The sequence below is a fragment of the Mesorhizobium sp. M4B.F.Ca.ET.017.02.2.1 genome, from assembly GCF_003998955.1.
Lineage (GTDB): Bacteria > Pseudomonadota > Alphaproteobacteria > Rhizobiales > Rhizobiaceae > Mesorhizobium > Mesorhizobium abyssinicae.
Window position 1 is genome coordinate 1 of the sequence record NZ_RZOF01000230.1, and the last position, 10,580, is coordinate 10,580.

Below are 10,580 nucleotides of genomic sequence, written 5' to 3' on the forward strand. Positions count from 1 at the left end.
CATCCCGAGGTCGCCTTCCGCCGGTTGAACGGCGGCAAAGCCATGGCGCTGCCGAAAAAGGTCAAGGGCGCGATCAACCCCGCCGGCATGGAGGAGCGCAAGGCGCTGCTATGCCGGCATGGCTATGAAAAGAGCTTCCTCGACCAGTCGGCGCCCAAAGGTGCCGCCGCCGACGATTTCCTCGACGCGGCAGCGATGATGCTGATCGCCGGCCGCATCGCCAGCGGCGAGGCAAGACCGCATCCGGACCCGCCGCTGACCGACCGTTTCGGCATTCCAGTAGCCATCTGGGCATGACCCGGCCATGCCCGCCGCATCGCGATTGCGACGGAGCCATCCGCAATTCGGCATTGCTCGCGACCGGCTTTTGCCGTTAGAGGGCTTCCGGATTGAACTGTGCAGCTGCCTCCAGCCCCCCGGAAAGGCTTTAGCCGCCCATGCCCCATCTTCCTGAGCGTCTCCTCAACGGCTATCGCAATTTCATGAACGGCCGCTACCTCGCCGAAAGTGGGCGCTACCGCTCGCTGGCGCGCGAAGGCCAGGCGCCCGAGACGATGATCGTCGCCTGCTGCGACTCCCGCTCCGCCCCGGAGGCGATCTTCGACGCCGGACCGGGCGAGTTGTTCGTGCTGCGCAATGTCGGCAATCTGGTGCCCCCCTATGCGCCGGACGGCGAGTTCCATTCGACCTCGGCCGCGCTCGAATTCGCCGTGCAAAGCCTTAAGGTCAAGAACATCGTGGTGATGGGCCATGGCCGCTGCGGCGGCATCCGCGCCGCCCTCGACCCCAACTCGGCGCCGCTCTCGCCCGGCGACTTCATCGGCAAGTGGATGAGCCTGATCGCCCCAGCCGCCGAGACCGTCTCGTCCAGCACCTTCATGACGGCGACCGAGCGCCAGACCGCCCTGGAGCGCATCTCGATCCGCTATTCGATCGCCAACCTCCGCACCTTCCCCTGCGTTTCCATCCTCGAAGGCAAGGGCAGATTGTCGCTGCATGGCGCCTGGTTCGACATCTCGACCGGCGAGCTTTGGGTGATGAACAAGGAGACCGGCGATTTCGAGCGGCCGGATCTGGGGTGAGGCCGGCGATGCGGATCGTTTTCCAGGGACCCGCGATAGCCGCCGCACTGCTCTTTTCGGCGCTCGCCGCCCGCGCCGATGACGGCGCGCTGATCGATCGCTGGTATTCGGCGCTGCTCGTCGCCGATCGAACGGAGCTGTCGGATTTGCTCGCCGACGACGTGCACATCAAGCTCGACGACCTCGGCGTCGTGCAGACCAAGCAGGAGTTCATCGCCTCGATCGACGATTGGCAGGGCGCCGTCGCCGGCGCCACGATCCGTCATCGCATCGAGAAGTCGGAAGCCGGTGTCACCACGGTGATCGCCTGCTACGACTTCCCCAGCAATGACATGCTGATGCGCGAGACCTTCTCCGTCGCCGGCAATCGCATCACCGCCAGCTCGCAGGCCGCGATCGCTGAGAGCTGCGAAACTTACTGACCAATCCCGATCCGGTCGCAAGGTTGCGCGCGAGAGGCCCGCGCCCTACATCGGTCTCGCCTCCCATTGCCACCAACCGAAAGCTCTTCCATGTCATCAGCCGTCGATCTCGCCGCCCATCCGCTGACCAAATGGCAAGGGCCGCTCGACCTGCCGGATTTTGCGCGCATCGGCGACGGCGATTTCGGCCCGGTCTTCGACGCGGCGCTGAAGGCGCATGAGGCCGAGATCGACGCGATCGCCGGCAACAGCGAAACGCCGACCATCGAGAACACGCTGGCCGCCCTGGAACTCGCCGGCGAGCCGCTCGACCATGTCTCATCGATATTCTGGTGCCGGGCCGGCGCCCACACCAATGAGGACATCCAGGCGCTGGAGCGCGATATCTCGCCGAAAATGTCGCGGCATTTCTCGGCGATCTCGATGAACGAAAAGCTGTTCGCCCGCATCGACGATCTCTACCAGCGCCGCGAGGTCTTGAAGCTCGACGCCGAGACGCTGCGCGTGCTGGAAAAGACCTGGAAGGGTTTTGTCCGCTCGGGCGCCAGGCTTGACGCCGACGGCAAGAAACGGCTGGCCAGGATCAACGAGGAGCTGTCCTCGCTCGGCACCAGCTTTGGCCAGAACGTGCTGGCCGACGAACGCGACTGGGCCCTGTTTCTCGACGAAGCCGATCTTGCCGGCCTGCCGGATTTCCTGAAAAGCGCCATGGCGCAAGCCGCCGAGATGCGCGGCCAGAAGGGTCGCTATGCCGTGACGCTGTCGCGCTCGATCTACGAGCCGTTCTCGACCTTCTCGGAGCGCCGCGACCTGCGCGAGATAGCCTTCCGCGCCTTCACCATGCGCGGCCAGAACGGCGGCGCCTCCGACAACACGTCGGTTGTTCGCGACATGCTGAAGCTGCGCGCCGAGAAGGCAATATTGCTCGGCTACGGCTCCTTCGCGGCGCTGAAGCTCGACGACACGATGGCCAAGACGCCGAAGGCCGTGCACGCGCTGCTCGACCCGGTCTGGGAGAAGGCGCTGGAGAAGGCGGCGAGCGACCAGAAGGAATTGGAGCGGCTGGCGGCAGAGGCCGGCAGCAACGAAAAATTCGCCGCCTGGGACTGGCGCTTCTACCAGGAGAAGCTGCGCGCCGAAAAATTCGCCTTCGACGAGGCGGAGCTGAAGCCTTATCTGCAGCTCGACCGCATCATCGAGGCCTGTTTCGATGTCGCGACGCGACTGTTCGGCATCAGCTTCGAGGAGAAGCACGGCATCGCCGCCTGGCATCCGGATGCGCGTGTTTTCGTGGTGAAGAATGCCGACGGCAGCGAGCGCGGCCTGTTCCTCGCTGACTATTTCGCCCGGCCCTCAAAACGCTCCGGCGCCTGGATGAGCCCGCTGAAATCCGGCTACACGCTCGGCCACGGCTCGCAGCCTGTCATCTACAACATCATGAACTTCGCCAAGCCGCCGGCCGGCGAGGCGGCCCTGCTGTCGGTGGATGAGGCGAAGACCCTGTTCCACGAATTCGGCCATGCGCTGCACGGCATGCTGACCGAGGTCACCTGGCCCTCGGTTTCCGGCACGTCGGTGAGCCGCGATTTCGTCGAACTGCCCTCGCAGCTCTACGAGCACTGGCTGACGGTGCCGGCGGTGCTGGAAAAGCACGCGCTGCATGTGAAGACCGGCAATCCGATGCCGAAGGACCTGCTCGACAAGATGCTGGCCGCCCGCACGTTCGGCGCCGGCTTTGCCACGGTCGAGTTCACTGCCTCGGCGCTCATCGACATGGCCTATCACGCACGCCCGGACGCGCCATCCGAGCCGCTTCGTTTCGAGACCGAAACGCTCGACAGGCTGGACATGCCCGACACCATCGCGATGCGCCACCGCACCCCGCATTTCGGCCATGTCTTCGCCGGCGACGGCTATTCGGCCGGCTACTACTCCTACATGTGGTCGGAGGTGCTCGACGCCGACGCCTTCGCCGCCTTCGAGGAGACAGGCGATCCCTTCAACCCGGCGCTGGCCGAGCGGCTGAAGCAAAACATCTACGCCGCCGGCGGCTCCAAGGATCCGGAAGAGCTCTACACCGCGTTTCGCGGGAAAATGCCGTCGCCGGAGGCGATGATGGTGAAGCGGGGATTGGTGTAGCGCAGATAATCTCCCCCCTCGAGGGGGAGATGGCCGCAAAGCGGCCAGAGGGGGTCGGTTCGACTGGACGCGACCTCCTGCGGCAGATGGAGGCTAGCGCTTCACGCGCGAGGACCCCCTCTGTCGCCTTTGGCGACATCTCCCCCTCAAGGGGGGAGATTAGAGCCACGGGTCCGCCACCCTCGGCCACACCGGCCGCGTCAGCTTCCTGTAATCCGTCACCGCCGGATTGCTCGGATAGGAACTCGGCGCCGAGACATAGATGATCTCGGCGGCGATCGGCGCGAAGCCGGCGTAGAAATGGTTAGTCGACTTGATCAGCAGGATGTCCTTCGACAGCGGATCGATGCCGATGTTGGAGAAAATGTCCGGTTCGAAGGTCTGCGTGCGGTTGGTGTTGAGGATGACATCGACTTCGGTGCCTTCGATGCGGACCACCGCGACCGACCCAAGCGTCACCCGGCTTGGCCCGAAACTCTGCCAGCCTTCGCCGACCGCCTTGAGCACCTTGACGCGCGCATCGATCGGCTCGCCTGCCAGTGGCCCGGCCTTGCCGCCGAAGCGCAGATCGATGACGGCGCCCTCGCCTGCCGCATGACAGAACGTCACCGCGATTGGATCCCAGATAGTCGCCATGCCGACATTGCTGATGCCGCGCACGAGCAGCTCGCGCAGCACGACGGTGCCGTCGCCGGCAACGCCGCCGCCAGGATTGTCCCAGATGTCGGCGATGACCACCGGTTTGTTTGGATTTTCCTTGCGCACGGCAAGCGCGCGCTCGATGCCGTCGGCCGTGTTCAGCATCGTCATCGCCGTCTTTTCGCGCATGGCGTAAAGCTCGCGCCCCAAGCTTTCCGCCAGCGCATCGCCCTTTTCCTCGTCGTTGTCGGTGACGACCAGGATGCGCGTGCCCATCTCGGGCACGTCGGCGGCCATGAAGCCATGGATAACCGAGACCGACAGCACGCCGTCCTTGTCGTGCAGTGCCTTGATGCGGTCGACGAAGGAGCGCATCGGCTCGCGGCTCGTCGGCAGCACCTGGATCATGCGGCAGTCGAAGGTCGAGATAACCGGCTTGATCTCGCCGCGCGCCGCGGCAAGACCGAGCTCGACGACATGCTCGCCGCGCTCGTAGAAGTCGGTGTGCGGGAATTCGAGGAAATAGGCCATGATGTCGGACGCCGCCACGCGCTTCGGTGTCAGATGGCTGTGCGGGTCGAATTCGCAGGCGATCACCACCTTCGGCCCGACGATGGCGCGCACGCGTTCGAGCAGGTCGCCCTCGCAATCGTCATAGCCTTGCGCCACCATCGCGCCATGCAGCCCGAGGATGACGGCATCGACCGGCAGCGCCGCCTTGAGCTGGTCGAGGATCTCGTCACGCAGCGCCTCAAAAGTCTGCCGCTGGACCAGACCGCCGGGCTCGGCCCAGGTGGCGGTGCCTTCGATCACGGACAGCCCTTCCTCAGCGGCGCGCCGACGCAGCGCCACGATCGGCGAGGAGCACAGCGTCGGCGTTTCAGGATGCTTGCCCGGTCCGGCATAGAAGGCCATCTCGAACGAAGCCCGGTCGGTCGGCACCGGCGAGAAGGTGTTGGTTTCCGTCGCCAGCGAAGCGGTGAAGATACGCATGAAAGCTCCGTGATGAACTTTTGTTTTTCGCAATTCCGGACGGAAAACCGCTGCACACTTTTCCTGGAATTGCTGGATTGCTATTTGACAGCCCCGAGCGCCAGGCCGCGGACCAGGTAGCGCTGCAGCCAGATGAACAGGATCGCCACCGGCAAGGTGGCGAGTAGCGTGGCGGCCATGACATGGTGCCATTCGATCGTGTAGCGGCCGGCGACCAGCGAAAAGACCTGGATCGGCAGCGTGTAGCTTTCCTGGCTGCGCAGCATGGTGAGCGCGACGACGAATTCGTTCCAGGCGTTGATGAAGGTGAAGATCGCCGTCACCGCGATCGCCGGCAGGCAAAGCGGCAGGAACACTTTTCGCAAGGTCAGCCAGCGGCCGGCGCCTTCCATCCAGGCGGCCTCCTCGAGGTCGCGCGGGATGGTGTCGAAATAGCTCTGCAGCATCCACACGGTGAAGGCGACGTTGAAGGCCATGTAGATGAAGCCCAGCGCCGTCGTCGATTCGACCAGCCCCCAGGCCGCCATCAATCTGAACAGCCCGAGCACCAGTACGATCGGCGAGATCATCTGCGAGATCAAAAGGAACTGGCGGAAGGCGCCGTAGCCGGCAAAGCGGAAGCGCGACATGGCGTAGGCCGCGGGCACCGAGATCAGGATGGCGCCGACGGTGGCGATCACCGACACATAGAGTGAGTTGACGAGCGCCTGGCCGAAGCCGGTCGCCACCCACATGTCGGCGAAATTCGAGCAGTGGAATTCGCCCGGCCACCAGGTCGGCGACAGCACTTCGGCCCGCGGCTTGACCGCGGTAAGCAGCATCACCGCGAACGGGAAGATCGTCACCACGATCAGCGGCGACAACAGCAGCCAGGCGATGATCGTGCGCTTCAGCTTGCCGTTGCTCATGCGCGCTGCTCCCGCATCGCGAGCCGCACATAAATCATGGTGAAGACGAGCAGGATGGCGAACATCACCAGCGACACCGCGGAAGCCTCGCCGAGTTTGCCGATCCGGAAAGCGAGCTTGTAGAGGTGCGTGACCAGGATGTCGGTGGAGTTCGCCGGCCCGCCCTGCGTCATCACCCAGATGATCGGGAAGGAGTTGAAGACGTAGATGGTGTTGAGCACGATGGCGATGTTGATGAACGGTTTTAAGAGCGGAAAGGTGATCTCGCGGAACAGCTGCAGCGGCGTGGCGCCCTCGAGCGCCGCCGCCTCGTAGAGGTCGTCCGGGATCGACGACAGGCCGCCGAGGAAGATGGTCGTGGTGAACGGCACCGTCACCAATATGCCGATCAGCACCTGCATCGGGAAAGCGGTCTCGGCGCTTGCCAGCCACTGGATGTTCTGGCTGATCAGGCCGAACCCCATCAGCGCCGAATTCAGCATGCCGCTTTCGCCGTTGAGCGCCCAGCGCCAGACCACCGCCGTCATCGTCAGCGACACCGCCCAGGGCAGCATGATGATGACCCGGGCGAGGCCGCGGCCGTAGAAATCGGTGTTGAGGATCATCGCCACCGGGATCGACAGCAACAGCGCGCCGCCGACCACCAGCACCGTCCACAGCCCGGTGCGCCAGAGCGCGGCCATGAAATCGGGATCGGCAAACAGCGCCGAGAAATTGGTCAGGCCGCTGAAGTCGCGCAACTGGCCGAAGCGGCTGACGTCATGCGTCGATATCTGGATCAGGTCCCAGACCGGCCAGAAGATGACGACGGCCGCCAGAAACAGGCTGGGCAAGGTCAGTAGATAGGCCAGGAAACGATTTTGCATCGGCTGGTTTGTACCGCTTTGCGGGTGGTGATTGGATTTCTGGCCTTAACAGATCGACATAGTCCCGCCTCGCTCCTCTCGCGGCGCCGTTTCAAGGATTCCTTGCAAGCGTCGACGCTGCTCTCACCTACCTGCCGGTCCTCCGCAGCGGCTGCGGAAGATCGCCCTTCCTCTCCCCCGTCGATCGGGGGAGAGGTGTCGAGCGAAGCTCGACGGAGTGGGGGTCGACCCTTGGCCACAAGGCGAGGCGAGCTTGTCCGTTCGCGACAGTCGCGAGGTGGTTCCCCCACTCCGTCTCGGCTTCGCCGAGCCACCTCTCCCCCTCCGGAGGGAGAGGAAGGAAGGTGTGGCGCGCCCCGACGGGGTGGGGCGCGCCACGGGCGTCGGGAGTGAACGCCCTATTTCTTCAGCACGCCATTGGCCTTCTCCGCCGCCTCCTTCAAGGCAGCCTCCGGCTCGGCGCTGCCGAGATAGATCTTCTGCATGGCATCGGAGGTGATCTGGGCGATCTCCTCCCAGCCGGGAATGACCGGCGCGAAGCGGGCGTCGGGCAACAGCGCGGTGAAGGCGGCAAGGTCGGCATTGTTGACGTAGTAGTCCATCTTCGCCTCCTCCTTGTTCACCGGCAGGAAGCCTTCGCCTTGCGTGAACTTGGCGCGCTGCTCCTTGGTGAACAGGAAGTCGAGCAGCTTCCAGGCCTCGTCCTTGTTCTTCGAGTTCTTGAACATGATGATGCTATCGGTGACGCCATAGGTGCCGCGCGCGCCGGTCGGTCCGGCCGGGATGGCGGCGACGCCGTATTTCAGGTTCGGCGCTTCTTCCTTGATCTGGTTGGACAGGAAGGGCGCGGTGATCATCATGCCGACCTTGCCCTGCTTGAACAGATTCTGCACGTCCTCGCGGTTGTTGGAGGTGACGCCGGGCTCGGTCAGGCCCTCGTCGATCATCGACTTGTAGAGCTTGGCGGCATCGAGCGCGCCTTGCGTGCCGAGGCCCGACGTGCCGTCCTTGTTGAGGATTTCGGTGCCCTGCGACCACATCGCGTAATAATAGTAGACGTCGGTCTCGATCTCCTTGCCCTGCAGGCCGAAGCCGAAAGTGCCGGAGCCCAGCGCCTTGATCTTGCGGGCATCTTCCTGCAGCTCGGTCCAGGTGGCCGGCGGCTTGGCGATGCCGGCCTTCTCGAACAGTTCCTTGTTGTAGTACATGGCGCGCGCCGAGGCGGCGATCGGCAGGCCGTAGGTCTTGCCCTCCATGATCGACGGCGACAGGAACGTGTCGATGAAGCGGTCCTTGAACTCGGGCGTGATGTAGCCGTCGAGCGGCTCGGCGACATCCTGCTGCACGAAGTCGATCAGCCAGCGCGTGCCGATGATCGACAGGTCGGCATTGGTGCCGGCGGTGATGTCGGTGGTCAGCTTCTGCAAGAGCACCTCCCACGGCACCACTTCGAACTTGACGGTGATGCCCGGGTTGGCCGCTTCGAATTCCTTCTTGACGTCCTGGAAATAGGGGCCGGTCTTGGCGCTGTATTCGGCAACGGTGACGCGCACCTCGCCAGCGTCGGCCGGCGCCGCAAAGGCCAGCATGCTCATTCCGGCCATCAGGCCGACAGTCCATTTCGCAAGGCTCATCTGATCTCTCTCCCATTTGATGCGCATCTGCGCCTGCACTCCAAGGGGCACAGGATTTATGTGACTTTCCTACATTATCCATCATTTTGCCTTCTGCAAGCAATTTTTCATGTTGCTTAATTACATATCGTTCAGTAGCCTTCTGCCGTATGTCTGACATGGTGGAGGAGCGAGCGCGGTGGTTTCAAAGGCCGAATTCGAGGGCAGGACGGCCGTGGTCACGGGGGCCGGCGGCGGCCTGGGGTCGGCGATCGTGGCGCTGCTTGCCGAACGCGGCGCCCGCGTCGTCGGCTGCGACCAGTCGAACGAGGCGCTGGCCAGCCCGCATCTTGCCTCGCGCCATGCCTTCGACCTGCTCGACCGCGCGTCGGTCGAAACAGCCATCGCCGAAATCCTCGATCGCGACGGCGTTCCCGACATCCTCATCAACAATGCCGGCTGGACGCGCGCCGAAACGCTTGGCGCGCTGACGGCGGACAGGATCGAGTGTGAGCTCGACCTCAACCTGACCGGCGTGATGACTTTCGCCGACCCGCTCATCAAGGCTATGGCCAAGCGCGGCGCGGGCAGCGTCGTCTTCATCTCCTCGGTCAACGCCATCGCGCATTTCGGCAACCCGGCCTACGCCGCCGCCAAGGCCGGCATCAACGCCTACGCCAAGTCGGTCGCCGTCGAGCTCGGCCGCAGCGGCGTGCGCGCCAATGTCGTCTGCCCAGGATCGATCCGCACCGCCGCCTGGGATCATCGCCTGGCCAAAGACCCCGAAATCCTCGCCAAACTGAAGCGGCTCTACCCGCTCGGCCGCATCGTCAACGCATTGGAAGTGGCGGAGGCGGTGGCCTTCCTTGCCTCCGACCGAGCATCGGGCGTAACAGGCGTGGTGATGCCGGTGGATGCGGGGCTGACCGCCGGCTGCCTGCCGTTCATTGACGACATTTTGGGAGCGTGACCATGACCGACGTCCAGTTCCGCAACCTGTCGAAATCGTTCGGCCACCACCAGATCCTCGAGAACATCGACCTCGAGATCGAAAGCGGCGAGTTCGTCGTGCTGGTCGGGCCTTCCGGCTGCGGCAAGTCGACCCTGCTGCGCATGCTGGCCGGGCTGGAGACGATCAGCTCGGGCGATCTCATGATCGGCGGCCTAAGAGCCAACGACCTGCCGCCGCAGAAGCGCAACATCGCCATGGTGTTCCAATCCTACGCGCTGTTTCCGCACCTGAAGGCCGCCGACAATATCGGCTTCGGCCCGAAGATCCGTGGCGAGACGCGCGCTGCCGTCGACGACAAGGTGAAGAAGGCCTCGGGCGTGCTCAACCTGTTCTCCTATCTCGACCGCTACCCGAGGCAATTGTCGGGCGGCCAGCGCCAGCGCGTCGCCATGGGCCGCGCCATCGTGCGCGAACCTTCGGTGTTCCTGTTCGACGAGCCTCTGTCCAACCTCGACGCGCAATTGCGCGTGCAGATGCGCACCGAGATCAAGGCGCTGCACCAGCGGCTGAAATCGACCATCGTCTATGTCACCCACGACCAGATCGAGGCCATGACCATGGCCGACCGCATCGTGGTGATGGATCACGGCCGCATCCAGCAGGTCGGGCCGCCGCTGGAGCTCTATGACAGGCCGGCCAACAAATTCGTCGCCGGCTTCATCGGCTCGCCATCGATGAGCTTCGTGTCCGGAGCATTGAAATCGACCGCGACCGATGCCTGGTTCGAGACGAGCGGCGGCGGCCGCCTGGCGCTTGCCGGCAAGGCGGCGCCCGCCGGCGATGCGGTCGAGGCCGGCATCCGCCCCGAGCATTTCGTCATCGGCGGCGCCGGCGAAGCGATCGCCATCGATGTCGACGTCGTCGAGCCGACCGGCTCGGAAACCCATGTCTACGGCTCCGTCGGCG

The 10,580-nt window shown here is 64.3% G+C and carries 10 protein-coding genes; 6 read left to right on the top strand and 4 right to left on the bottom strand.

All coding sequences use genetic code 11. From position 1 onward, the window contains the following. The 4 genes from EN738_RS23265 to EN738_RS23280 all read left to right on the top strand — a co-directional run. The coding region (locus EN738_RS23265; protein WP_127285750.1) for a DUF429 domain-containing protein at nucleotides 1–297 on the top strand (297 nt) is incomplete at its 5' end. A 140-nt stretch (nucleotides 298–437) separates the two neighbouring features. Continuing rightward, on the top strand, nucleotides 438–1,082 hold the full coding sequence (locus EN738_RS23270; protein ID WP_127285751.1) for a carbonic anhydrase: 645 nt from the start codon (nucleotides 438–440) through the stop codon (nucleotides 1,080–1,082). Between the two features lie 8 nt (nucleotides 1,083–1,090). Then, nucleotides 1,091–1,504, top strand: a complete 414-nt coding sequence (locus tag EN738_RS23275) for a nuclear transport factor 2 family protein (protein WP_127285752.1) — start codon at nucleotides 1,091–1,093, stop codon at nucleotides 1,502–1,504. Between the two features lie 90 nt (nucleotides 1,505–1,594). After that, nucleotides 1,595–3,643 carry a M3 family metallopeptidase gene (locus EN738_RS23280; protein ID WP_127285753.1) on the top strand — a complete coding sequence of 683 codons (2,049 nt, stop codon included), beginning with the start codon at nucleotides 1,595–1,597 and terminating at the stop codon, nucleotides 3,641–3,643. A 159-nt stretch (nucleotides 3,644–3,802) separates the two neighbouring features. On the opposite strand, the gene EN738_RS23285 is transcribed toward EN738_RS23280, so the two are convergent. The 4 genes from EN738_RS23285 to EN738_RS23305 all read right to left on the bottom strand — a co-directional run bounded on the left by EN738_RS23285 (nucleotide 3,803) and on the right by EN738_RS23305 (nucleotide 8,683). Continuing rightward, entirely contained in the window at nucleotides 3,803–5,275 is a 1,473-nt protein-coding gene (locus EN738_RS23285) for a M81 family metallopeptidase (protein ID WP_127285754.1), read from the bottom strand. Nucleotides 5,276–5,355: 80 nt separating this feature from the next. Then, entirely contained in the window at nucleotides 5,356–6,183 is an 828-nt protein-coding gene (locus tag EN738_RS23290; RefSeq protein WP_127285755.1) for a carbohydrate ABC transporter permease, read from the bottom strand. After that, nucleotides 6,180–7,049, bottom strand: a complete 870-nt coding sequence (locus EN738_RS23295) for a sugar ABC transporter permease (protein WP_127285756.1) — start codon at nucleotides 7,047–7,049, stop codon at nucleotides 6,180–6,182. The genes EN738_RS23290 and EN738_RS23295 overlap by 4 nt, the downstream gene beginning before the upstream one ends. Nucleotides 7,050–7,447: 398 nt before the next feature. Next, the gene (locus EN738_RS23305) at nucleotides 7,448–8,683 is read right to left on the bottom strand and encodes a sugar ABC transporter substrate-binding protein (RefSeq protein WP_127285757.1); all 1,236 of its coding nucleotides are present in this window, start codon (nucleotides 8,681–8,683) and stop codon (nucleotides 7,448–7,450) included. Between the two features lie 178 nt (nucleotides 8,684–8,861). Between EN738_RS23305 and EN738_RS23310 the strand changes: the two genes are divergently transcribed. Together EN738_RS23310 and ugpC are read left to right on the top strand one after the other, a co-directional pair. After that, nucleotides 8,862–9,632, top strand: coding sequence for an SDR family oxidoreductase (locus EN738_RS23310; RefSeq protein WP_127285758.1), 771 nt, complete (start codon nucleotides 8,862–8,864; stop codon nucleotides 9,630–9,632). A gap of 2 nt (nucleotides 9,633–9,634) precedes the next feature. Continuing rightward, nucleotides 9,635–10,580 (top strand): sn-glycerol-3-phosphate ABC transporter ATP-binding protein UgpC (ugpC, locus tag EN738_RS23315; protein ID WP_127285759.1); only part of this gene is annotated, 946 nt, incomplete at its 3' end.

Bases quoted from the DNA above. Each gene is read 5' to 3' on its own strand.
- EN738_RS23280 (WP_127285753.1), top strand. From the start codon at position 1,595: ATGTCATCAGCCGTCGATCTCGCCGCCCATCCGCTGACCAAATGGCAA.
- EN738_RS23275 (WP_127285752.1), top strand. From the start codon at position 1,091: ATGCGGATCGTTTTCCAGGGACCCGCGATAGCCGCCGCACTGCTCTTT.
- EN738_RS23290 (WP_127285755.1), bottom strand. From the start codon at position 6,183: ATGAGCAACGGCAAGCTGAAGCGCACGATCATCGCCTGGCTGCTGTTG.
- EN738_RS23295 (WP_127285756.1), bottom strand. From the start codon at position 7,049: ATGCAAAATCGTTTCCTGGCCTATCTACTGACCTTGCCCAGCCTGTTT.
- EN738_RS23285 (WP_127285754.1), bottom strand. From the start codon at position 5,275: ATGCGTATCTTCACCGCTTCGCTGGCGACGGAAACCAACACCTTCTCG.
- EN738_RS23270 (WP_127285751.1), top strand. From the start codon at position 438: ATGCCCCATCTTCCTGAGCGTCTCCTCAACGGCTATCGCAATTTCATG.
- EN738_RS23305 (WP_127285757.1), bottom strand. From the start codon at position 8,683: ATGAGCCTTGCGAAATGGACTGTCGGCCTGATGGCCGGAATGAGCATG.